The 23,408-nt window shown below is 69.3% G+C and carries 20 protein-coding genes and 1 pseudogene; 12 read left to right on the forward strand and 9 right to left on the reverse strand.

What is annotated here, in order from left to right:
* Positions 1-20: 20 nt before the first annotated feature.
* Together ITJ50_RS13045 and ITJ50_RS13050 are read right to left on the reverse strand one after the other, a co-directional pair.
* Complete coding sequence (locus tag ITJ50_RS13045) at positions 21-1,022, reverse strand: AraC family transcriptional regulator (RefSeq protein ID WP_071251569.1); 1,002 nt, start codon at positions 1,020-1,022, stop codon at positions 21-23.
* A gap of 115 nt (positions 1,023-1,137) precedes the next feature.
* Positions 1,138-1,335, reverse strand: a complete 198-nt coding sequence (locus tag ITJ50_RS13050) for a hypothetical protein (protein WP_017886538.1) — start codon at positions 1,333-1,335, stop codon at positions 1,138-1,140.
* 122 nt (positions 1,336-1,457) lie between these two features.
* Between ITJ50_RS13050 and ITJ50_RS13055 the strand changes: the two genes are divergently transcribed.
* From ITJ50_RS13055 to ITJ50_RS13075, 5 genes are all read left to right on the forward strand, one after another.
* A complete protein-coding gene (locus tag ITJ50_RS13055) occupies positions 1,458-4,889 on the forward strand; it encodes an SNF2-related protein (RefSeq protein ID WP_194590639.1) in 3,432 nt (1,143 codons plus the stop codon).
* A gap of 578 nt (positions 4,890-5,467) precedes the next feature.
* On the forward strand, positions 5,468-6,295 hold the full coding sequence (locus tag ITJ50_RS17950; RefSeq protein ID WP_194590640.1) for an HNH endonuclease family protein: 828 nt from the start codon (positions 5,468-5,470) through the stop codon (positions 6,293-6,295).
* A gap of 76 nt (positions 6,296-6,371) precedes the next feature.
* Positions 6,372-7,037, forward strand: a complete 666-nt coding sequence (locus ITJ50_RS13065; RefSeq protein ID WP_082046814.1) for a GOLPH3/VPS74 family protein — start codon at positions 6,372-6,374, stop codon at positions 7,035-7,037.
* 153 nt (positions 7,038-7,190) lie between these two features.
* Positions 7,191-7,994, forward strand: a complete 804-nt coding sequence (locus tag ITJ50_RS13070) for a glucose 1-dehydrogenase (protein ID WP_042537417.1) — start codon at positions 7,191-7,193, stop codon at positions 7,992-7,994.
* A gap of 104 nt (positions 7,995-8,098) precedes the next feature.
* Positions 8,099-8,515, forward strand: a complete 417-nt coding sequence (locus ITJ50_RS13075) for an SseB family protein (protein WP_194590641.1) — start codon at positions 8,099-8,101, stop codon at positions 8,513-8,515.
* A gap of 109 nt (positions 8,516-8,624) precedes the next feature.
* On the opposite strand, the gene ITJ50_RS13080 is transcribed toward ITJ50_RS13075, so the two are convergent.
* From ITJ50_RS13080 to ITJ50_RS13090, 3 genes are all read right to left on the reverse strand, one after another.
* The gene (locus ITJ50_RS13080) at positions 8,625-9,041 is read right to left on the reverse strand and encodes a hypothetical protein (RefSeq protein ID WP_194632762.1); all 417 of its coding nucleotides are present in this window, start codon (positions 9,039-9,041) and stop codon (positions 8,625-8,627) included.
* Between the two features lie 64 nt (positions 9,042-9,105).
* Complete coding sequence (locus ITJ50_RS13085; RefSeq protein WP_194590643.1) at positions 9,106-12,600, reverse strand: TM0106 family RecB-like putative nuclease; 3,495 nt, start codon at positions 12,598-12,600, stop codon at positions 9,106-9,108.
* A 68-nt stretch (positions 12,601-12,668) separates the two neighbouring features.
* On the reverse strand, positions 12,669-12,887 hold the full coding sequence (locus ITJ50_RS13090; protein ID WP_231564030.1) for a DUF1653 domain-containing protein: 219 nt from the start codon (positions 12,885-12,887) through the stop codon (positions 12,669-12,671).
* A gap of 226 nt (positions 12,888-13,113) precedes the next feature.
* On the opposite strand from ITJ50_RS13090, the gene ITJ50_RS13095 reads away from it, so the two are divergent.
* Both ITJ50_RS13095 and ITJ50_RS13100 read left to right on the forward strand, forming a co-directional pair.
* A complete protein-coding gene (locus ITJ50_RS13095; protein WP_082509324.1) occupies positions 13,114-13,614 on the forward strand; it encodes a thioredoxin family protein in 501 nt (166 codons plus the stop codon).
* On the forward strand, positions 13,611-14,090 hold the full coding sequence (locus tag ITJ50_RS13100; RefSeq protein WP_017886528.1) for a DUF4395 domain-containing protein: 480 nt from the start codon (positions 13,611-13,613) through the stop codon (positions 14,088-14,090). The genes ITJ50_RS13095 and ITJ50_RS13100 overlap by 4 nt, the downstream gene beginning before the upstream one ends.
* A 763-nt stretch (positions 14,091-14,853) precedes the next feature.
* Here ITJ50_RS13100 and ITJ50_RS13105 read toward each other — a convergent pair.
* From ITJ50_RS13105 to ITJ50_RS13115, 3 genes are all read right to left on the reverse strand, one after another.
* Entirely contained in the window at positions 14,854-15,321 is a 468-nt protein-coding gene (locus ITJ50_RS13105; protein ID WP_056068165.1) for a hypothetical protein, read from the reverse strand.
* 100 nt (positions 15,322-15,421) lie between these two features.
* Entirely contained in the window at positions 15,422-17,299 is a 1,878-nt protein-coding gene (locus ITJ50_RS13110) for an alpha/beta hydrolase (protein WP_017886526.1), read from the reverse strand.
* Entirely contained in the window at positions 17,296-17,574 is a 279-nt protein-coding gene (locus tag ITJ50_RS13115) for a hypothetical protein (RefSeq protein WP_167578294.1), read from the reverse strand. The genes ITJ50_RS13110 and ITJ50_RS13115 overlap by 4 nt, the downstream gene beginning before the upstream one ends.
* A gap of 244 nt (positions 17,575-17,818) precedes the next feature.
* Here ITJ50_RS13115 and ITJ50_RS13120 point away from each other — a divergent pair.
* The 5 genes and pseudogenes from ITJ50_RS13120 to ITJ50_RS13135 form a co-directional block, all read left to right on the forward strand.
* Positions 17,819-18,496: pseudogene (locus ITJ50_RS13120) on the forward strand (N-acetylmuramic acid 6-phosphate etherase); the annotation flags it as partial.
* 49 nt (positions 18,497-18,545) lie between these two features.
* Positions 18,546-19,739: a PTS transporter subunit EIIC gene (locus ITJ50_RS13125; RefSeq protein ID WP_228500366.1), complete on the forward strand. Its 1,194-nt coding sequence runs from the start codon at positions 18,546-18,548 to the stop codon at positions 19,737-19,739.
* 50 nt (positions 19,740-19,789) lie between these two features.
* Complete coding sequence (locus ITJ50_RS17520; protein WP_228500368.1) at positions 19,790-20,011, forward strand: hypothetical protein; 222 nt, start codon at positions 19,790-19,792, stop codon at positions 20,009-20,011.
* Positions 20,011-20,331, forward strand: a complete 321-nt coding sequence (locus ITJ50_RS18005; RefSeq protein WP_194590645.1) for a MupG family TIM beta-alpha barrel fold protein — start codon at positions 20,011-20,013, stop codon at positions 20,329-20,331. Before ITJ50_RS17520 ends, ITJ50_RS18005 begins: the two co-directional genes overlap by 1 nt.
* Positions 20,332-20,866: 535 nt before the next feature.
* Positions 20,867-22,123, forward strand: coding sequence for a DNA cytosine methyltransferase (locus tag ITJ50_RS13135; protein WP_194590646.1), 1,257 nt, complete (start codon positions 20,867-20,869; stop codon positions 22,121-22,123).
* A gap of 246 nt (positions 22,124-22,369) precedes the next feature.
* On the opposite strand, the gene ITJ50_RS13140 is transcribed toward ITJ50_RS13135, so the two are convergent.
* Positions 22,370-23,326, reverse strand: coding sequence for a NaeI family type II restriction endonuclease (locus tag ITJ50_RS13140; protein ID WP_194590647.1), 957 nt, complete (start codon positions 23,324-23,326; stop codon positions 22,370-22,372).
* Between the last annotated feature and the right edge of the window lie 82 nt (positions 23,327-23,408).

Consider the following 23,408-nt stretch of genomic DNA (forward strand, 5'->3'; position numbering starts at 1 on the left):
TCGAGGACGATCGGTGCAGCTCAGCGCCGCAACGTCTCCCGCGGGTACTCCCCGAACCGGGCCGCGTACACCGACGCGAACCGCCCCATGTGCGCGAAGCCCCAGCGCCGCGCGACGTCCGCCACCGAGGTAGCGTGCGGCTCGAGGACCCGCAGTTCCTCGTGCACGCGCCCGAGCCGCACCTCGCGCAGGTACGTCATCGGCGAGCGCTCGAACGCCCGCTGGAACGACTCCTGGATCCCGCGGATGCTGAGTCCCGCGGCCTGTGCGACGTCGGCGACGGTCAGCGGCTCGTGGGCGTGTGCCTGGATGAACTCGACCGCGGCACGGAGTCGTCCGTCGCTGCGGGTGCCGTACCCGGAGGGGAACCGCTCGGCCTGCAGCGGGTACATCCGGAACAGGGCGCGGGCGACGTCGCGCTGCGCTTCGTGCCAGGCGAGCGACTCCTCGCCCTCCTCGCGCAACGCGTGGAGGGCACCCGACACGGCGGTGCGCCAGAGTGCGACGGCGGACGGGTCCGGGGCGGCGGTCGTGTCGAACGCCACGGTGCCGTCGACCAGGTGGTTCTCGGCAGCGACGTCGAGCACCAGGTCCCGGCGCAGGTGCACCAGGCGCTGGTCCCAGTCCTTGTACTCCATCTCGAACCGGCGCTCGACGGGGAACATCGTCGGGACGCCGGGCTGCATGCGGACCTCGTCGTGGCCGACGTCGACGCGGGCTTCGCCGCGTTCGAGCCACTGCACGACGACCTCGCCCTCGGTGGCGACGTCGCCCCGCAGGTACCCGTGCATCTGGGAACGGCGGATGCTGAGCCGTTCGTCACCGACGCCGACGTACTTGAACCAGTAGTCCTGGTCGAGGGCCCGGGAGTACCAGGCCTTTCCCGCGTACATGCCGGCGAGCGAGCTGATGGCGGAGTCGGTGTCCTGCCCGGCCACGGCGACGAGTGAACGCGGCGGCGTGGGACGCGCAGCGGGGTCGGAGCCCGGAGCGGGCGACTTCGACTCGGTCGTGTCGGTCATGGGGCCACCTCTCTCTCCTGGAAGCAGAGCGGTGTGATCACGTGCGGTGGTGCCGACCTGCCCCCTCACGCTAAGGAGCGGTGCGTGGTCGTACAACCAGGTTGCGTTCCGTGGCCTAACGGCCGGTCCAGCGCACCCAACCGTGCACCTGGGCGGCGGCGCTCTCGAACGACGAGTGCCCACCGGTCAACGAGTGGTCCGGTGAATCGACCGTGTACGTGTCGGTCCGGGTGATGTCGCACACGACTTCCGAGCCGAGCCACCCGTTCCAGTGGTCGGCTGAGTCGCGTACCCACCGCAGTCGGTCCGGCATGCGTTTCCAATCGGTTCCGTGGACCGCAGTCGTCGCGCTCCGGTGTCGACGGTAGCCCTGCCCGATGTGGGGCGCCCAGGGTGGCGGCGCGGATCGTCGGTGGCGACTGGCACGATGGACCCGTGCCAGCAGCCCCGATGATCGACGCCGTCGACGTCATCCGATTCGTCGGGCCGCAGACCTTCGGCCGTGCACGCGACGTCGTCCGCGCCGGACTGGTCGACGACGCCACCTGGCACGACGACGACGGCACGGTCACCGCGGTCGTGTCCGGCACCGCCGATGACCCGTACGAGCTGCGCGTCGACACCACCCCGGCTCGCGGCGACTTCGTCCGCCCGGTCCGCAGCAGCTGCAGCTGCCCGCTCGGCGGCGACTGCAAGCACGTCGCGGCTGCGCTCCTCACCATCAACGCCCGCGCCCTCGCCGCGAACGCCGGCCCGCGTCCGGACGCGCCGGCTCCGCCGCCCTCTGACTGGAGGCACGACCTCGCCCGCCTCGCCGGTGACGACGAGCAGGCGCCCACCCCGCAGGGCACGCGGATGGGGCTGCAGTTCGAGTTGCGTGACGCGGTCCCCGCCAAGCTCGCCTCGCGAGCCCGTGCCGCGGGCCGTGCGCTGCCGACGGCGTCCCGCAGCGTGCGGCTCGGCGTCCGCCCGGTGACCCGAAGCGACGCCGGCAACTGGGTGCGTGGGCAGCTGACCTGGGGCACGCTCCCCTACTCGCAGAACCGGCTCGGCGTCGGTGCCGAGCAGCACGCCTGGTTCCTGCAGCTCGCCGCCCTGCACCGTGCCGGGCAGCTCGCCGGGCTGCCGGGCGAGAGCGACTGGCTGCACCTCGACGACTTCCGGAGTCCCCTGCTCTGGCCGCTCCTGCAGCAGGCCGCGACGCTCGACATCGCGTTCGTCACCGGCAAGCGCGAGGGCGGCGCGGTGCTCGGCACGCAGGCCCAGGTGCTGCTCGACGTCGGCCGGCACGACGACGCCGTGGTGATCGGCGCGAGTGCGGTGCTCGACGGCCGACCAGTGGTGCCCAGTGCGGCGCGGATGATCGGCGACCACGGCGTCTACGTGTTCCGCGAGAGCCCCGAGTTCACGGTCGCCGTCGCCCCGACCCCCGCGCCGGTGCCCGAGGACCAGCGCCGCATGCTCGTCGAGGGCACCCGCATCACCGTGCCGACGGCCGAGGTCGACGAGTTCCTGGCGGACTGGTCGCCCCGGTTGCGCGGTGCCCTCGGGCTGGTCAGCTCGGACGGCTCGGTGGAGCTGCCCGAGCGCACCCCGCCCGAACTCGTGCTCACCGCGACCTTCGAGCCGGCCCGGGCGCCGCGCACCGACGACCGCGTGCACCTGCACTGGCGCTGGCACGTCGACGGCCGGAAGGACCCGGTGTCCCTGCACGGTCCGCTCCCCGACCTGTCCGGGCTCCGTGCCGCCGACGATCCGGCCGGCACCGACGAAACTCCCGTCTCGGACCCGGCCGCGGCGGTGGAGCCGGCCACGGCGACGACGGCAGCCGACGACGCGACGCGGGCCGGGCCTCCCGTCCGCACTGCCGGACCCGGTGGCGGACTGGACTGGTTCCAGGACGGCACCATCGACGGCGCCGACGTCGCGGTGTTCGCGAACGAGTTCCTGCCGGAGCTGCCGTCGCTCGGCGTCCGCACCGTCGTGCAGGGCGAGCGGCTCGACTACGAGCGGCTGAGCGGGCGACCGCACATCCGCGTCACGACGATGCCGTCGGACAAGCACGACTGGTTCGACCTCGGCATCATCGTCAGCGTCAACGGCAAGCAGATCCCGTTCACGCTGCTGCTCACCGCGCTCGCGGGTCGGCAGCGACGCCTGAAGCTCGTCGACAACTCGTACCTGTCCCTGGCCGACCCCGCGTTCGACCGGCTCAAGGAACTCATCGACGAGGCCCGCGACCTGGACGAGTGGGAGCCCGACCAGCCGATCGCCGTGACGCCGCTGCACGCCGGGCTGTGGACCGAGTTCGACCTGCTGGCCGACGAGACCTCGCACGACGAACGCTGGCAGGCGATCACCGCGGGGCTGCTCGGGGCGACTCCCCCGGGTGACGTCCCGGTGCCGGACACCGTGCACGCCGACCTGCGGCCCTACCAGCACGCCGGGTACGCGTGGCTGTCGTTCCTGGTGACGCACGGCATCGGCGGGGTGCTCGCCGACGACATGGGTCTCGGCAAGACGCTGCAGGTGCTCGCGATGGTCGCCGCCCGTCGTGCCGCGGAGCCCGACGCTCCCCCGTTCCTGGTCGTCGCACCGACCTCGGTCGTCGGCAACTGGGCGGCCGAGGCCGCGAAGTTCGTGCCGTCGCTGCGGGTCGCGACGGTGACCTCGACGTCGCTGAAGGACCCCGGGCTCGTCGCACGGACCGCCGCCGCGTCGGACGTCGTCGTCACGTCCTACGCGCTGCTCCGGCTCGATGCCGACGCCTGGACCGACCTGCCGTGGTCGGCGCTGGTGCTCGACGAGGCCCAGTTCGTGAAGAACCCGCAGTCGCAGACCCACCGTGTCGCCTCGGAGCTGCAGGCACCGGTGAAGTTCGCGATCACCGGCACCCCGCTCGAGAACGGGCTGACCGACCTGTGGGCACTGTTCCACATCGTCGCGCCGGGGCTGCTGTCGACCTGGACCCGGTTCGGCGACGACTACGTGAAGCCCCTCGCCTCACCCGAGCTCCGGGGCGAAGCCCGTCAGGAACTCACCGGGCGGCTCCGTCGACGGATCCGGCCGCTCATGCTCCGCCGCACCAAGGAAGCCGTCGCGTCCGACCTGCCCCCGAAGCAAGAACAAGTGGTCCGGGTCACGCTCGACCCCGCGCACCGTGCGCTGTACGAGCGCACGCTCAACCGGGAGCGGCTGAAGGTCCTCGACCTGATCGACGACCTTTCCAAGAACCGGATGATCGTGTTCCGGTCGCTGACGCTGCTGCGGATGCTCGCGCTGTCGCCGGCGCTGGTGTCCGCCGGAGCGTCCGGGTCGGCGTCGGCGGACTCTGACGTCACGTCCGGCTCGGCCCCGATCCCCTCGGCCAAGCTCGACCTGCTGCTCGACGAACTCGAACAGCTCGCGGCAGAGGGGCGACGCGCCCTGGTGTTCAGCCAGTTCACCTCGTTCCTGCGGATGGTGTCCGACGCCCTCGACGCCCGCGGCATCGGCTACGAGTACCTCGACGGCTCCACCCGCAAGCGTCCCGAGGTCATCGAACGCTTCCGGCAGGGCACCGCTCCGGCGTTCCTCATCTCGTTGAAGGCCGGCGGCTTCGGACTCACCCTGACCGAGGCGGACACCGTGTTCGTGCTCGACCCGTGGTGGAACCCCGCCGCCGAGTCCCAGGCCGTCGACCGCACGCACCGCATCGGTCAGACCCGGTCGGTGAGCGTCCAGCGGTTCATCGCCGAGGACACCATCGAGGAGAAGGTCCTCGCCCTCGCCGCCCGCAAGGCCGAGCTGTTCGCCACGATGATCGACGACGACGCCCTGTTCGCCGAGGACCTGACCGCCGACGACATCCGTTCCCTGCTGACCTGACCCGCCGCCTGCCGGCTCCCCCGCTGTTCGCCCGCCGCCGCGCTGCCCGCCGCCGCACTGCCCCGCTGCCCCGCCAGATCCGCACGGTGCAAGGTCCGCCAACCCGTGCGACGTTGCCCGCCCCGTGCCACGCCACAACCCCGCACCGAACAACCCCGACCGCACACACCGACCAACCCCGCACCGTGCCCACCACGCTGCCGTGCTGCCGCGCCAGATCCGCACCGTGCGAAATCCGCCAACCCGTGCGAGATTGCCCGCCCCGTGCCACGCCACAACCCCGCACCGAACAACCCCGACCGCACACACCGACCAACCCCGCACCGTGCTCACCACGCCGCCCCGCCGCCGCGCCAGATCCGCACCGTGCAAGGTCGCTCAACCCGTGCGAGATTGCCCGCCCCGTGCCACCCCACAACCCCGCACCGAACAACCCCGACCGCACACACCGACCAACCCCGCACCGTGCCGCGCGCGCCGCCCCGGTATGTCGGTCACGCACGAGATGATCGTCCCTGTCCCGCCAGACCCGCACCACCGCACCACGTTCCGCCCCGCACCACCTGGAGTCCCACCGCATGACGTCCCGCCGACGCCGCAGCCGCATCACCCTGACCTCCGTCCTCGTCGTCCTGGCCCTCGCCGTCGGTGGGTACGCCCTCGACGCCACCGGGGCCCTCGGCCCGGACGCCGACGCGGCCGGCACGACCGACGCGGCCGGCACGACCGCTGCGGGCGGCACGACCGCTGCGGGCGGTCCCACGGCCGTGGAGACGACCACGATCGGACCGCAGGAGGCGTCGTCAGGGGCGAGCCCGGCCTCCAGTCCGACCGTCAGCCGCGGAACCGACGCCGACGCGGTCCGCGCACGCACCCAGCTCGCCGACCTGCCCGTCAAGGGCAAGGCGGCGGCCACCGGCTACGACCGCACCGGCGACTTCGGCAGCGCCTGGCTCGACGTCGACCACAACGGGTGCGACACGCGGAACGACGTCCTCGCCCGCGACCTGGCCGGCATCACCCGCGAGGGTCGCTGCAAGGTCCTCACCGGCACCCTCGTCTCGCCGTACACCGGTGCGCGGGTGGACTTCGTCCGCGGCAACACGACCTCGACGCTCGTGCAGATCGACCACGTCGTCGCGCTCGAGAACGCCTGGCGCACCGGAGCCCAGCGCCTCACCGAGACCGAGCGGCAGGCACTGGCGAACGACCCGGTGAACCTGTTCGCCGTCGACGGCCGGTCCAACTCGCAGAAGGGCTCCGGCGACGCGGCGACCTGGCTCCCCGCGAACAAGGCGTTCCGCTGCACCTACATCGAGCACCAGGTCACGGTGAAGACGAAGTACCACCTTTGGGTGGCCCCGGCGGAGCGGGACGCGATGGAACGCGTGCTCGGCGCCTGCTGACGTCGGGCCGCCCGGCGCCGCTGAGTGTCAGCCTGGAGGCCCGGCGCACCTCCGCCCCGCGTGGCAGGCTGCGGACATGGCTGAGCAACTCACAGTGCCGCAGGCGTTCGCGCTCCTCCAGGTCGAGCCCGGCGGCCGCAAGTCCCTCGACGGGCAGACGCTGGACACCGGTCTCGCGGGCGCGGTCCTCGCGGACCTCGCACTCCGCGGTGTCGTCTCGCTGCAGGACGGCCTGGTCACCGTCGTCAACGGCGCCGCCACGGGCGACCCGGTACTCGACGGCGTCGTCGGGTCGATCGCGGCATCGGGTGCGCCGCGCAAGGCGAAGTGGTGGGTGAGCCGGCTCGGCAAGCAGCGGCTGCGCGATGACGTGTTCGCCGGCCTCGTCGCCAGGGGCATCATCAGCGTCGAGCAGGGCAAGGTGCTCGGCCTCTTCCCCACCACGAAGCACCCGGAGCGCGACGGAGCCCCGGAGGCACTGCTGCGATCGGGCATCGCGGACGTGCTGGCTCGGCGGGCGGGCCCGACACCGTTCTCCGCTGCGGTCATCGGGCTGCTCGACGCGACGAACACGCTCCGCAAGCAGTTCGGCGCGGTCGACAAGGGCCTGGTCGAGGAGATCACCTCGGGGACCTGGGCGAGCCCCGCGGTGCAGGCCGTGCTCGAGCAGATCCGAGCCGCTGCGATGATCGTCATCATGGCGGCGTCCACCGCGACGGCGACCACGATCATCACGAGCTGAGGTCGGCCGCGGGCACCCGCTGGGCACCCACTGACGAGGCCGTTGCGCGACAGGTGTAGTCTAGTTTTATCGATGCGGATGCATTGATCGGACTCGCTGCTCCACCGCGGACCCCGAGCCCTTCACCGTCGAAGACCTCAGGAGGCCTCCCCCATGCCCGAAACCACCACCAGCACCACCCGCTTCACCGACCGCGTCGTCCTCATCACCGGCGGCGGCTCCGGCCTCGGCCGTGCGACCGCCGTCCGCCTGGCCGCCGAGGGCGCTGCGCTCTCCCTGGTCGACGTCTCCGAGCAGGGTCTCGAGGCGACGAAGACCGCCGTCCTCGACGCCACCCCGGACGCGCAGGTCCTGACGACCGTCGCCGACGTCTCCGATGAAGCCCAGGTCGACGCCTACGTCACCGCCACGACCGAGCGCTTCGGCCGCATCGACGGCTTCTTCAACAACGCCGGCATCGAGGGCAAGCAGAACCCGACCGAGTCCTTCACCGCCGCCGAGTTCGACAAGGTCGTGTCGATCAACCTGCGTGGCGTGTTCCTCGGGCTCGAGAAGGTCCTCAAGGTCATGCGCGAGCAGGGCTCCGGCATGGTCGTGAACACCGCGAGCGTCGGCGGCATCCGCGGCATCGGCAACCAGTCCGGGTACGCCGCCGCCAAGCACGGCGTCGTCGGACTCACCCGCAACTCGGCCGTCGAGTACGGCCGCTACGGCATCCGCATCAACGCCATCGCCCCCGGGGCCATCTGGACGCCCATGGTCGAGAACTCGATGAAGCAGCTCGACGCGGAGAACCCCCGCAAGGCGGCCGAGGAGTTCATCCAGGTCAACCCGACGAAGCGCTACGGCGAGGCCCCCGAGATCGCCGCCGTGGTCGCGTTCCTGCTCTCCGACGACGCGTCCTACGTCAACGCGACGGTCGTCCCGATCGACGGCGGGCAGTCGGCCGCGTACTGAGTCCGTCACCTCCGACACCCGGCGCACGTCCGCGTGCGCTGGGCGTCGACCTGGAGGCGCGGCTCGGCCCCGCCGTGTCCCCCGGGCGTGACAGCATGGTCGGCGTGAGCAACGACGAGACGAACGGATCAGCCTTCGGCCGAGGCGTCGACAAGACCCCGCCGACCGCTGCCGCCGAACTGCGACGGAGGATGGCCGCCTCTCCGGCGGGCTTCCTGCGCAGCGCGGCGTGGGTGCCCTGGAAGCCGGCGGGCAGTCCGGAAGCCGGCAGCGTCGCCCACGTCATGATCCGTGACAAGCCGTTCGTGCCGGTCTTCACCGACCCCGGCGAACTCGCCGCCGGCCTGCCCGAGGCCGAGGGTCGCCCGGTGCCGATGTTCGAACTCGTGTCGGCGCTGCCCGAGGAGTTCGGCATCGTGGTCGACCCGACGAGTGCCGAGGCGGCGAACTTCCTGCACGCCGACGTCCTCGCCCAGATGCGGGTCCGGATGCAGAGCGGTGTCCCGACGAGCGACGACTGACCCGCGCGGTCCCACCGTCCGCGGCGGGCGAGTGCGGGGCGTTTTCCGCTGTGTGACGGTTCTGGTTCGCGATCCGCGGGGTTCGTGAACCGAAACCGTCAAGCGGGCGTCAGGAACCCGACGCCGCCCCGACCACCGCAAGCGTCAGCGCGAGGGCGATCGCCACCGCCGCAGCCGTCCCGAGCGCGACGAGCCACCCGAGCGGCCGCTTCCGACGGCCCTTCGCCGCGAGCACTCCGCCTGCAGTGCACACGACGACGAGGACGATCGCCTCGACCACTGCGGTCTGCATGCCCATCGACCGGTTGCAGACGCGCGTCGAGGACTCCCAGTCACACCCGTACTGCGACACCGTCCCGAGGACCCAACCGAACAGCACCGCGAAGCCGCTGAGCATCGCGATGACCACGAACAGGGCGATGGTGACGACCAGGTCGACCGTCGACGCCGTGTTCGCCTTCGGCGCCGCGACCGGGCCCGGCACTGGTGCCGCTGTCGGCTGTGGTCCCTGCGCTCCTGCAGACATCGCCCCCCGCTCCCCTGGCCCCCTCGGCCTTCTGCAGCCTAGAGGATCCGCCCCGTCGCCTCGATCAGCGGCCCCGTTCGACGAGCTCGATGAAGCGGGACAACAGCGACAGACCGGCGATCGACGGCGGCAGGCCCGTGGTGAGCGCCGGCGAGTGCACGAGGTACGCCGCCCACTTCGCCCGCGAGATCGCCACGTTCAACCGGTTGGGCATGAGCAGGAAGTCGAGCCCGCGCGGGATGTCGGCCGCACTCGACGCCGCCAGGGACACGATCGACACGACGGCCTCACGGCCCTGGAACAGGTCGACCGTCCCGACCTGGGTCCCGGTGAAGCCCGCGCGGTCCAGCTCCTGCCGGATCAGGGCTCCCTGCGCGTTGTACGGCGCCACCACGATGACGTCCTCGTCGGTCAGGGCACGCGTGTCGGAACCGTCCGTCCAGGTGCGACCGACGACGTCACCGACGAGTGCGACGACGCGGGCGGCCTCCTCGGCCGACGACGTCGTGTTGCCCGCGTGGACGACCGGCACGGGGTGCACACCCGCGTCGATGCCGTCGAGGTGCCGACCGGAGACCATCGAGGCCAGCTGCCCGTCGTAGGACAGGGCCGAGACGGACTCGGTGAGCGCGGGCTCCATGCGGCGGGTGCGGGCCAGGAAGTAGCCGAACTCCGGCGGCAGGACGTGCTGCCCGTCGGCGAGCCAGCCGAGCGCGGACTCGTCAACGGGCTCGGGGTGCGAACCCTGCGACACCTGCGGGAGCTGCTGGGGGTCACCGAGCAGCAGGAGCCGGGTCCCCGCGACCGACGAGGCGATGGTCGGGGCGAGGGAGAACTGTCCGGCCTCGTCGACCACGAGCAGGTCGAGGGAACGACGCTCGATCGTCGACTCGTTCGCGAACGTCCACGCCGTGCCACCGACGACACCGCCGGTGCCCGAGGCCTCGCACGACGACAGGAACGCGGCGACCGCGGCACCGTTCTTGGCGGGCGTCCACGCGGCGGCGTCGAGGTCGTCCTCGGTCGCGCCGGACTTCGGCACCTTCACGACCCGGTCCGCGGGGACGCCGGCGTTCACCACGGACGACAGGAAGTTCTCCGACGTCGCGTGGGACTGCCCGACGACGCCGACCCGCCAGCCGTACTCGCGGACGAGCCGTGCGACGACGTTCGACCCGACGTAGGTCTTGCCCGTGCCGGGAGGGCCCTGGATCGCCAGGTACGAGCGGTCGAGGCCGAGCAGGGTCGACACCACGGCCGACACCGTGTCGTCACCCTGCGCCGAGACGATCGCACCGCGCGGGGGCACCCGGCGCAGCAGGTCGAGCGCAGGGTCGGGCAGCATCGCCGGCAGCTCGTCGAGCACGGCCTGCCCCCACCACGCGATCGCCTCGGGCTGGGGTTTGGCACGGGGCGGCGCCGACGGGGCGAGGGCCGCCGGGAACTCGTGGTGCGGCTCGCCACCGACGGGCAGGCCCTCCTTCACCAGGACCTCGACGGCATCGCCGTTGTCCCACACGTCCACGATCACGGCGCGCGACGACGCGCCCTTCGACCCGGGGCCCGGAGAAGTGACCGATGGCGGAAGCGGGTCGTCGTAGACCAGGTGGGGCGTGCCTCCAGGCCGGAGCCGCGAACCGGGCGCGAGCGTCCCCGACAACCGGAGTTCCCGCGACTGCGAGCGAGCACGCGGCAGCGTGTCCCAATCGCGCTCGACGGACGCCCGCTCCACGACGAGGACATCACGCGTGTCGGCCCAGTCGTCGACCGGGTTCCGCAGGCGGTCGAAGTGGTCCTGCCAGAAGGTCTTCGCCTCGCGGCGGTGGTAGTCGATCGCGGCTGCGGCGAGCGCCAACGCGGTCTGGTCAGGAGTGCGGTCGAGGGCGTCGACGTCCTCGAGCTGCGCGGCCAGGGCGACGTACACCGGATTGGGTTCGCGCTCGACGGGGATCGGCGGGACCTCGAGCTCGAGTGCCGGGTCGGCCGCGTCCGGGTCGTCGGTGCGCAGCGAGCGGAGCCAGTCGCGCAGGCGCAGGGTCGAGCGGCAGTCGTAGGCGTTGTAGTCGGCGACCTGGTCGAGCATCCGCTGCCCTTCGACGGCGTCGCCGTTCCGGAGTTCCTCGATCGCGTCGACGTAGGCGGTGATGCTGTCCGCGGCGTTCGTCACGTCGCTCTCGCGCAGGTCCAAGCCCATGTACAGCGGTTCGAGCTTCTTGATCGAGTAGCTGTGGCTCCCGACGACCAGGGCCTTGCGGACGATCGGGTACAGGTCGACCAGGACGCCGGCGCGCAGCAGGTCGTCGACGGCCTCTTCGCCGACGCCGTGCCGGGCGGCGAGCGACAGCAGGTGTGTCCGCTCGTACGCCGCGTAGTGGTAGATGTGCATGCCCGGGTACTGCTGCCGCCGGGCCTCGATGAACGCGAGGAACTGCTCCAGCGCGACTCGCTCGTCGCGGATGGTGTGCGCCCAGAACGCGGTGAACTCGGCGCGGTCGTCGACCAGGCCGAACAGGTAGTCGAGGCCCCAGTGCACGCCGTCCTCGGTGTGCAGGGGGTCGCCCTCGAAGTCGAAGAACACGTCGCCCGGGTCGGGTGCGGGGATCGCGTCGAGCGCGCGGGCATCGAGGACGTCGAAGCGCGGCTTCACAGGCTGGTCCGGCCGGTCGGCACCGTTCCGTCGGGCGGTCTCCGTCTCGATCTGGAGGCTCGCCTGACGTACCAGCCGATCCTGCGTCGCGCGGGACAAGCCCGGTACTGCCCGGGTGCGGACCGCCAGGTCGTCGATCGTCCGCGCCTCGTGCTTGATGAGCTTCGCCCGCTGGTCCAGGCGCATGCCCGCGACGAGCACGAGGTCGCGGTGCTCGGCCACCTGGGTCGAACAGACGGCGCACCGGCCGCACGACGAGTAGCGCGGATCACCCCACTGCAGTTCGGCGTCGGCAGCGATGCGCTCGGCGATCACCCGCTGCAGCTCGGCGCGCTGCGTGCGGTATACCGGCGCGATGTCGGCGAGGTCGTGCGTCGTGGTCGTCCGGTCGCCGAGCACCAGGTGCACCTGCTGTCCGGTCGGGATGCCGTGCGCTTGCATCTGCTCGGCGTACGCGGCGAGCTGCAACAGGGCGCTGATCTTGGCGTGGCGGGCGAGCTTGGTGTCGTAGACCTCGTACTCGCCGTGGTCGTTGCGGATGATGAAGTCCGCGAAGCCGATGAACCCGGGGGCGTCGGCCGTCGGCGCTGCGTGGAACGTCGGTTGGTACAGGACGTCGGCGCCGTCGACGAAGGCCTGTCGTGCTTCGGCTGCGGCACGTGCGTAGTCCGGCGGTGCGGGGCGATCGAACTCGACGACGGCGCGGGTCTGCTTGAGGACCTCGAGGTAGTCGAGCTCGTGCTGGTCCCCCAGCCGTGCGGTGCGCTCGAGCATGTCGTCGTGCACGTCCGGCAGGGCTTCCCCGCGACCGAGCTTGGCGTCGAGGCGGCGGAGGAACGCCCACTCGCAGGCCGACCACGTGCTCAGGTCACTCGGGCTGAGCAGCACGTGCCCGTCGACGCCGATCTGCATGCGCTCCCCCTCGTCCTCTGGTGCGCTGAAAGCCTAGGGGCGAGCGCCGACACCGCTCGCTCGGGCGGTCAGCCGGCGACCGGCACGAACCGCGGGCCGTCGTACCCGTTGCGGGTGACGTGCGCGGTGAAGTCGGCGAGCGGTCGGACCCAGTGCCCGCGTTCGCCGTACAGCGCCTGGTAGACGACCACCGGCTCCTCGGTCTCCACGTCACGAGCGACCAGGACCACCTCGTAGTCGTTCCCCTTGAAGTGCCGGTACCGCCCGGGTGTCACGTCGATAGTCACAGCCTCGATCGTAGGCAGGTGAGCCGTCCGCCGCCGACGCTGGAAAGGTGCGCTGTTCACGGCGCAGGTGTCCCCACCCCGGCGGGCGGCTCGTCTGACGGCTGAACGACGCGACGGCCGCGCCGAACCGCCAGACCGCCGGACCGCCGGACCGCCAGACCGCCCGGCACCGTCACGAACGGACACGTGCTTCCGTGCGGACAGCACCACGACGTACGGTCACACCATGACCGTCATCGTGGCCGTCGCCGTGCTGGCGGGGGTTCTCGCCCTCGCCACCGTCCTCGGGCTGCTCCTGCGTTCCAGGACCGGCCGCGCGAAGCCCAGCCCGACCGCGCCCGACGGCACCGCCAGCACCGTCGACGACCTCGCCTCCGCCGATGCGTTCGGCAGTCGTGCCACCCTCGTCCAGTTCTCCACGCCGACGTGTGCTCGTTGCCCGGCCACGCGCCGGTTGCTCGACGCCGTCGCAGACCACCACGAGGGCGTTCGACGGATCGAGATCGACCTCGCCGAGCACCCCGGCCTGGCGAGCCGCTTCAACGTCCTGCAGACCCCCACGGTCCTGCTCGTCGACGGTTCCCGGATCGTTCGCACCCGCTTCGGAGGCCCACCCCGCCCACCCGAGCTCGCCGCAGCCCTCGACACCGTCCTGACCACAGGCAGAACAGACACCACACGCGGCACAGGTACCTCAAGCACCACCGGCACCCAGGAGTCCCGATGACTACCACGACCGACACCGACCGCGGCATCGACCCGCGCTCCCCGCGCTTCGGCGCCGCGATCACCACGGTGCTGCTCGCCGCGACGATCGTCCTCACGCTGATCCCCGCGACGTGGGTCGCCGGCATCGTGCTGCTCGCGGTCATCGTCGTGCTGTTCGCCGTCGGAGGCATCGCCGGCATCCGCCGTCACCCCTACGGCGCACTCTTCCGACGGGTCGTCCGCCCGCGCCTGGGCCCGCCCGCCGAACTCGAGGCCCCGGAACCCCCGACCTTCGCCCAGCAGGTCGGCCTGTTCGTGACCGCGGTCGCCCTGCTCCTCGCGCTGCTCGGCGTGCCGTACGCCGCCCCGATCGGTGCCGCGGTCGCCCTGGTCGCCGCGTTCCTCAACGCCGTCTTCGACGTCTGCATCGGCTGCCTGCTCTACGTGTGGCTGGTCCGCGCGGGCATCTTCCGTCCGCGGCGCGGCGTCGCCTGACGGCCGGGAGGCGCGACTCACCCCCGCGGCCCAGGCCGCGCTGGCAGGGCGGTCCGGTTTGGAGGCGCGCCTCGCCTCCGCGACGCACGCGAAGCGGGCGGTCCTCGTGGGTTGGAGTGCATGGGGGACGACGAGGGCATCGCCCGTCGCGCTCGGCGGCGGACGATCTGGATCGCCATCGGCGGGGTCGTCGCGAAGGCGGTCGTCGGGCTGTTGCTGCCGAGCGGCGACGATGCGCTGAGCCGGTTCCTGACCGTCCTCGGGTATGCCCTGGCGCTCGGCGGGTTGAGCGGGACCGGTTCGATCCTCCCGTCGACGATCAAGCTGGCTCAGACGATGCAGTGGCCGGTCCGCGAGCTCGACCGAACGGGCCGACGGAGCGACCGCCGCGCCGTGTTCGCCGGGAGGCCGATCGAACCGCGCGACTCCGAGATGGCGCATCGTGCTTTCGACTGGGCTCGGAGTGCGGCGCTGTCGATGCCCCTCTCGCTCGCCCAGTTCCTGCTGCTCTACGCCGGGATCGCGGGACCGCAGATCCCGAACCTCATGAGCGACGACGACTCCTTACGGGTCAAGAGGAGAACGGCGGAGGCGCCCAGTGCGCACATCACGGTCAAGCGTCTACACCGCGGGGTCAAACTGCGTCCCTGTCTGCCACGTCCTCGAACAGCAGCACGCCGTCCGTCCCGCCTCCCACACTTGGCCAGCGCCGAGAGACGGAGCGCGGGCGATCACCGGACCATCCCTCGACCGCGGGAGGGTCTCAACTGCCTGACGGCTTCGACGATTCGGAAGGGCGCGGATTCAGCGGTGTCCCGAGCTTGGGTGGGTTTCCGGGCACGCAGTGCCCGTAGATGATGACTCCAACGAAGCCGGGATCGGTCTGGAACTGCAATCCGTACCCGTCGGCAGCGGTCCCGCCGTTGTAGCCGTTCGGGTAACCGATGACCGTCCGGGGAGGCGACAACGTCTCGTCGTGCTGTACGCGGATACCTTCCATGCCCAGCCTCGACTTGAGCGCGGCTGCAACACGCTTCGTCACATCATCCGGCGTACCGGAGAGAGGTTGATTCCGGATCGCGGTGAGCATGAACTGCGCCCCCGCTCCACCCTGCGAGGAGCAGCCGTTCCATTCCGACTCGGTCCCCTCGGCCCATCCATCCTCTCCGACAACCGACGTAATCGCGGCGAAGATGTCGAGCACATTCTGATGTGACTCCTGCAACGTCATGGATGAATCCTTGCTCGCTGGGGTGTGGGGTCCGGTGTCAGAGCAGCCGGTGATGAGAGTCGCAACGAGTGCGCACAACGCACCCACGACGGCCCGTCGGTCATTGAGTCGGATCACCGGTCAGTCCTGTCTGCCACTCGTACATGAACCAATTGTCCTTCGTCTGCTGCCGCATCCGATCGAAGGGAGCACCAGCTTCAGGGATCTGATCGCCAAGACCCATCGTTGCCTTCGCAGTGTTGTACTGCGCGGTCGTCGCATTGTCGAAGTACGAGTAGCGACCTTGATCATTGCCCTCGCGACCGTCGTACGGGCCGTGATGGGTGATGCCGTTCAGCGTGTCAGCACCGGACCCTTGCGTCTCGGCGCTGAAGTCATGGGCGCCCCAGGACGGGTCCGTCGGGTCCTGGCGGCCCGACAGGTTCTGCCCGGTGATCGCCCACCCGTCTTTCGCTCCTTGGCTTGCGAACACCTCACCCTTCGGCACCTGCAGTGCGTCGGCGTTCGGCGCAACGTCCGTGACCCCGGCGGACCCGAGGAGCACGACGTGGTCGGCGTGGGTCTTCGTCAGCGCGATCGTTGCCACGTTCGTGCCGTACGAGTGCGCGACGACAGACAGGCTCGAGTCTCTACCCGACGCTGCACGAACTGCGTCGAAGCCGTTCAAATCGGCGACGAGGGCGTCAGCGCCCGTGTGGGCGCGCCCGTTCGCCACGACAGATGCGAACGACAGGTCATCCGCCATCGGCCCGTGATACCCGATCCAGGAGACGACTGCCACATTGGAGGGGGCGGTCTTCCCGAGTACCGCTTGTTCCGCTCGCATACCGGCAGCAATCGTTGCGTAGTTCTGCACGGTCCCGTCCTGGTACGTCGCCGTGTTCATGCCGGGCACGATGTACGTCACGTGCACCGCGGTGTCCATGTCACCGGCGACGATCTGCGCCAACGGCGGCCTGTCATCGACGAGCGAGATGAGCGAGACAGGTTTCGTGTCCAACGTCATCTGAATGTTCTGGTATCCGTCGCGCTGCCGTTCCCAGATCTGGAGTTGCGTCCGGGCGGCCGCGGCGGCCGCGGGGCTCGAAGCGCTCTTCAACTGCTTCTCCCAGTACGACGTCTTCTGCTTGGCTTCGCTGAGCTTGTCCGCGAGCACAGTCTTGTTCGCTCGCGCCCTCGCCCAGTACGCGACGCCGTTCAGGTTCCCGAGCGCCACCGGGAGCGCCGCGACGAACGCATCCTGCTCGGCGGAGTGCGCACCGGCCGGACCGGACATCGCGTTCCACCACAGCGCCACGTCCTTCGCGTCCATGCGCGCCAAGCGTGCAGCGATCGCCGGATCGTCCTGCAACGCGGCGATCGACTCCTTGTCAAGCGTGCCGAGCCACGTGAGGAACTGCCCGTCACTCATCTTCGCCACGGCCGCGGCAGACTTGAGCGTGCCGACGACCTCCGGAGCTTCCAGAGCCGAGGCAGCACGTCGATCGGCTGCATCGCGCCGCATCACCAGCTCTTCCCACTGCACGGACAACCGCCCCTGCAGCCCGGCGAGGCTCGCCGCTCCGTTCTGCAACTGTTGGAGCTTCACTGTGTCCGACTCCACCGCGTCCACGCTCTGCGCGGTCGCGGTGGCCGCGCGGATCGCGCGGGCATTCGCCGCGACGTCATCGGCTGCGTTCTGCTGGGCAGTCTGCACTCGCTGCGCTTCGTCCTGGATCTGCTGCACCTCGCGTGCATACGTGCCCAACGCCGAAGCGGCCTCGTCGAGCCGAGCCGCGATGCGCTGCGAACTCGCGGGCACCGTCGCCGCCACCGTGACGAACCGCTCCTGCGCCTTCCCGCTCCACCCGGACTGCGCTGCCTCAGCAGCGTTCACCACCTGCCGAGCCCCGGCACGGACTGCGTCGGCGTGCTGCGTGTGCAAGCGTGCAAGCCGACGGATCCCGTCCGGATCGCCCGCTGTCGGATCGGCAGTCATCGCAGCTCCTCCGCCAGACCCGCGTCCGTCTGCTCCATCTCCGAAACAGCGTCCTGCACAAATCGGCTCAACGTCTCCGCGTCCTCACCGAGCGAACGGACCATCGCGTCCTGTGCCCGCGCAGACGTCGTGAATGCCGATGCCACGACATCAGAACCGAAACACCCACCATCCGCCTCGGAGAGCGCCCGCTCCGAACCGAACTCCGCCGCCGCATTCTTCGCCTTCGTCGCAACCGCATGCATCACAGACGCATCGACCGTCAAATCCCCCAACGTTGCCCCCTTCGCCCGCCAACGCTCCCCAAGCATAGACCGATATGTCACCCCTTTGCGAGCGGTCGGGTCCGTCCGCTGGATGATCGCGACGGCCTCAATGCGGGTCGCTGAGGCCGCGGCTCCGACGCTCGACGGCTCCTCGCCGAGCCGGTTGCAATGTCAGTGTCGATTCGATCTTTGGAGCTTCGCGCGCGGCGGCAGACTCGTCTACGTCTACGTCTACGTCTAGGTCGGCGCCGGCACGCCGGGCCGGCTCGGCGTCCTCGACGCCAGCGAGTGCCCGCCCACCTTCGGTACCGACCCGAGCCAGGTGGTCGGCGTGATCGCCGGCGGCGACCCCGCCCTGACCACCGCGGTGGAGGGCGCCGAGGACGACGAAGCAGCCGCCGTCCGCGACCTCGACGCGCTCGGCCTGACGGCCGACGACGTGGTGGTCGGGATCAGCGCGTCCGGCAGGACGCCCTACGTCATCGCGGCCATCCTGGAGGCCCGTCGCCGCTCCGCCCTGTCGGTCTCCGTCGCGTGCAACCCCGACTCGGCCGCGGGGCGGGAGGCGGACATCGCCATCGACGTCGTCGTCGGCCCCGAGTTCATCGCCGGCTCTACCCGCCTGAAGGCGGGCACCGCGCAGAAGCTCGTGCTGAACATGCTCACCACGCTCGCGATGGTGCGCAGCCACAAGACGTACGGCAACCGCATGGTCGACGTGCGGGCGACGAACGCGAAGCTCGTCGCCCGGGCGTTCTCGCTCGTGCAGGACGTCACCGGCGCTCCCCCCGCCGAGGTCCAGGCAGCGCTCGACGCCTCGGACGGCGAGGTGAAGACCGCCATCGCCGTGATCCTGACCGGCGCCTCCGCTGCTTCGGCCCGCGAGCGCCTCGTCGCTGCCGACGGCTCCCTGCGCGCCGTCATCTCCTGACCTGGTCTCCCTCTTTCCGCTCGATTCCTTTCCCCCGAGGAGCACAGCAATGCCCGATGCACAGCAACTCGCCCAGCAGATCCTCGACGCCGTCGGCGGTTCCGCGAACATCGCCGACGTCGAGAATTGCATGACCCGCCTGCGGGTCGAGGTCGTGTCCGACTCTTCCGTCGCGCTCGAGGATCTGAAGGCCACCGACGGTGTCATGGCCGCCATCGCGGCCGGCTCGAACCTGCAGATCGTGCTCGGTCCGGGTCTCGTCGACCGCGTGGCCGCCGGCCTGGAGGCCCTGCGCGCGTCCGCCCCGTCCGCTGCAGCTGGTGGGTCCGGTGCGTCGCCTGAGGAGCTCGCCGCTCGCGGCGCGTCGATCAAGGCGTCCGCACGGTCCCGCTCCGACGGCCGCACCATGCGCGCGATCCGGAAGATCTCCGCGATCTTCATCCCGCTCATCCCCGCACTGATCGCCTGCGGGCTGATCGCCGGGATCAACGGCATCCTGACGAACCTGGGGTGGGTACCCGGCGTGACGCCGTTCCTCGGGGTGCTCTCGTCCGGTTTCCTGTCCCTGCTCGCCGTGTTCGTCGGCATGAACGCCGCGAAGGAGTTCGGCGGCACGCCCGTCCTCGGCGGTGCGGTCGGCGGCATCCTCGCCGCCTACGTCGAGCGCTTCATGCGCCGGGTCACGCCAGAAGTCATCGCGCTCATCGTGGTGCCGACCGTGACCGTGCTCGTCGCCGGGTCCGTGACGCTCGGGATCCTGATGTCCGTTGCGGGTGTCGTCTCCGTCGCGATCGGTACTGCTGCGACCTGGCTGCTCGCGAACGGCGGGGCGTTCGCCGGCTTCGTGCTCGGAGGTCTGTTCCTGCCCCTCGTCATGACCGGCATGCACCAGGGACTCATCCCGATCCACACCACGCTGATCGACCAGACCGGGTGGACCGTGCTGCTGCCCGTGCTGGCGATGGGTGGCGCCGGGCAGATCGGTGCGTGCATCGCGCTGTGGGTGCGGTTCCGGTCGAACGCCTCGCTGGTGCGGACCATCCGTGGTGCACTGCCGGCCGGGTTCCTCGGTGTCGGAGAGCCCCTGATCTACGGCGTGACGCTCCCCTGGGCCGGCCGTTCATCACCGCGTGCATCGGCGGAGCGTTCGGCGGCGGTGTCGTCGGACTGTTCGACCAGCTCGGGCACTCCGTCGGGGCGATCGCCATCGGGGCCTCGGACCTGTCGCTCATCCCGCTGCTGAACGGCTCGTCCGGCTACGGCTGGGCGCTGCTCGGGTACAGCAGCGGTCTCGTGACCGCCTACGTCGTCGGGTTCGTCGCGACGCTGTTCTTCGGGGTGTCTGCGTCGGTCCGTGCTGATCTCGAGGAGCAGTCCGCTCCCGGGGCGCCGCTCGACCTGGTGTCGTCGGCTGTGCCGGCTGATGCGACCGATGCGTCTCCTGCTGCCGGTGCCGCGGGGACTCCTGCAGCCGGTGCCGATGCCGGTTCCGCTCGGGCGGGGGCTTCGCGCTGATGCGGTTGGGCGCGAGCGCGTACCTGGCGCATGCTCCGCTGGCGGGTCCGACCTTCGGGGCCGCAGCGGAGGCGGGTGCGACGCTCGCGTTCACCTCGTTGCACATCCCGGAGCACTCCCCCGCCGGTGCACGCTCCGCGGAAACCGCGCTCGTGTCGGCTGCTGCGTCCGCAGGGCTGTCGGTCGTGGCCGATGTCTCCCCCAACATCGCCCGGCTACTCGGTGATTCGCCGCGGGCGTTCCTGCGGTTGATCGGGGTGGCGTCAGGACTGACTTCGGGTTCTGGGTCGCTGAGATCCAGTCGATCGCTGCCGTCCTGAGGGGCGCCCGTCGCGAGAAAATCGGATCAGGTCTGCCAAGGACCTCGAGTTGCCAGACTGTCAGCGGTCCTCCCTATGCTCGACCGCGTGCTTCACCTTGGCAACAGCGCCGGACACAAACACCCACCGCCCCACGCGACCGATCGTCCAACCTGGCGCCGCCAGGACGGTGCTTCGCTCGCTGTTCCGGTTCCAATGAGGCTACAGTCGTCGAGAAGTTCGTTAGCACTGCACAAGCTTCGGCTCAGTTGCACCCTTGCCAGGGGCACCCGTTCACCACGGTGCACGATCGTGCCGCCACCCTCGCGCTTGACTCTCGGAGTCTTTCTCGAACCGCACAACAGCGGCAACTGAGGCGCGATGTCGCCCCTCAGATGGCGATCATGTTAGCTGATCCGCAGACAAGCGGCTTCCCGAGCCCCCCTCCCCCCACCCGTCATCGACACGACGTCGCTTCCCGCCTTCCGGCCTGTTCACTTGAGATCATGGAAGCGGAAGGCACTCGTCGACCATCACCACTGAAGGAGAACCGAGCTTGAGCACACTCCGTGCTGTTGAAATCTGCGCCGGCGCGGGCGGACAGGCCATCGGTCTTCACCGAGCAGGCTTCCACCACGAGCTCGCTATCGAATTGGACGCCAACGCAGCGGCAACGCTTCGGTTGAACACTGACTGGGCGGTCGCGGAAGGTGACGTGGCAGACCCGTCAGTCTGGGACCCGTCGGACTACGAAGGTATCGACCTCCTGGCTGGCGGTGTGCCATGCCCACCGTTCTCGATCGCAGGGAAACAACTTGGGTCAGCAGACGAGCGTGACCTCTTTGCGTGGGCCGTCGAGCAAGTAGGCGTTATGAGGCCCCGGGCCCTGCTACTTGAAAACGTACGAGGGCTCGCATCTTCGCGGTTCGCTGCGTATCGCCAACGAGTCCTCGACAGACTTGCTGAATTCGGTTACGTCGCTGACTGGAAACTCCTGCATGCCGCGGACTTTGGCGTAGCTCAGCTCAGGCCACGATTCGTGCTCGTGGCGATGAGGCCTGAGGACGCCGCCTACTTCGAATGGCCCGCTCCGAGCACCGCGCGGACCACCGTGGGAGAGGCTCTACAAGACCTGATGGCGGCTAACGGATGGCCGCATGCGGCAGAGTGGGCTGCTCTGGCTAATGGCATTGGCCCAACCTTGGTTGGGGGAAGTAAGAAGCATGGCGGAGCAGACCTTGGCCCGACCCGAGCAAAGCGCGCTTGGGCCGAGCTTTATGTCGACGGCAAAGGGGTAGCGAACGAAGCGCCCGGGCCTGCGTCCCCTAGCCCCATCGAACAAGCACCCAGACTTACCGTAGAGATGGTCGCGCGATTGCAGGGCTTCCGAGATGATTTCGATTGGCAGTTCAGCGGGAAAAAAACGTCCCAGTACCGCCAAATCGGCAATGCCTTCCCGCCCCCAGTGGCCCAAGCTATTGCAACATCTATCGCGAGCGCACTCGATCACCGAGGAGAGAAGCATCCTGTACCGCAACTCGTCTCGGCCGTCCACGACCCGGTATATCGCACGCTCAGCGAGAGCAGCACGTTCGTACACAGCACAGCCCTCCTTGAGCTGCTCACCGCCCAGAAGGATCCTTACAGATCACTGATGAACCGCCTCGAGATCCTTTCGCGCGACTTCAACATCGAAACGCGTACTACGGCAGGGGAGAACTTGTATAAGCTCGGCGAGTTCCGTGGATTCGTCGGACAGACTGAACACCAGCGGCATGATTACCTTCAGCGGAATCGTGCCCGAGTAAGCTGATCAAATCAGTGCTGTTATTACGCCGACGTCGCTTCTGGAGCAGCAACCTCAACTGAGACCGCTACTTGACGGAGTCTCCGCACTCTTGCGGAGCGAACGGTTCAACATCACATACTATGCCTCAAGACATCGCTCGCTTCGGAACCGGTAAAGGCGCCTAAATGAACACTATGCGATGAACTCCGACTCGGAGCAGAATTTAGTTCCTCGAATCGCAAATCAAGCGCACTCAAGTTGAGACTCTGCCTACGGCGATCCAGACAAATGCGCCATATCTTCCCATTTCATCGGCACGATCGGCGCGGCGGCACGTATGGGCTCATCTCGCGCGGCGATGCGCCACCGCTGCCCAGCGATGAATACGCCCGAATTAGGATCCGGGAGAACTCGGTGCGCGACAAATTCATCGGATGCGGGAACTGGGAGACCGAGTCGCCCCGCGATAGCCTGGTGGTAGGTACCGCTAAGAATCAGGTATCCCTCGGGCGCTAAGAGTTGCCTGGCACCGTTGGAGCCCCCGCGTAGGCGGCGCATTGCGTCCAGTTGTTGCGCAACCGTCAGGACCGCAGAACGACCCACCACTTGCCCTTCCGCCAACCTGAACAACTGAGCAATACGATTGACCCCACCTGCAATCTTCAGCATTCGATCGACTTCATCACGCGACAACTGAAGAAGTACATTATTCGGCAACGGCGCGTCCTTCCAAAGCCATCGAATCGAACTCCGCCCGAACGAATTGAGCGTGCTCTTTTTATCTCGATTGCTGCCTTCTGATCGAACACTCTCGTGGACACGCACCAGACCGAGGGACCACCGCCCGGTCTGGTCATCACCCGTTGCGACCAAAGCGATGTGACCGACCACCTCTGGCGGAAGCATCCAACCGCCCAGGCGCTGACTCCACTTTGCGTCCACCTCGACGCCGGCAATTCGATAGTCCGTCGCATCGCCGTTTTCGAACTGAAACTCACGCTGAGCGAAAATCTCAAAAAGAGTGCCAAAATGCGTCTTCTCGGTCTTCATCAGCTGTTCCCAACTGAAACGACCTGTCTCCTGACCGTTGTAGACGACATCGTAGGTGTGACGGAGGACCGAGGCCCATCTTTTGCCTTCGGGATCCAGTGCAAGGAGATTTGTCGCCACATCCTGCAGTTCGCAGTCCTCAGCCGCGTTTCCCGGATCGGTATATTCGGTTCCCATATTTCTCTCTTTCCGGCGGGTCACTACTAGTCAAAATCTTGTTGAAGCGGGTCTCGCCCGCGTTAGCCGATACGCTGCGTCG

The sequence above is a fragment of the Curtobacterium sp. VKM Ac-2889 genome (assembly GCF_015350855.1).
Taxonomy (GTDB): Bacteria; Actinomycetota; Actinomycetes; order Actinomycetales; family Microbacteriaceae; genus Curtobacterium; species Curtobacterium poinsettiae.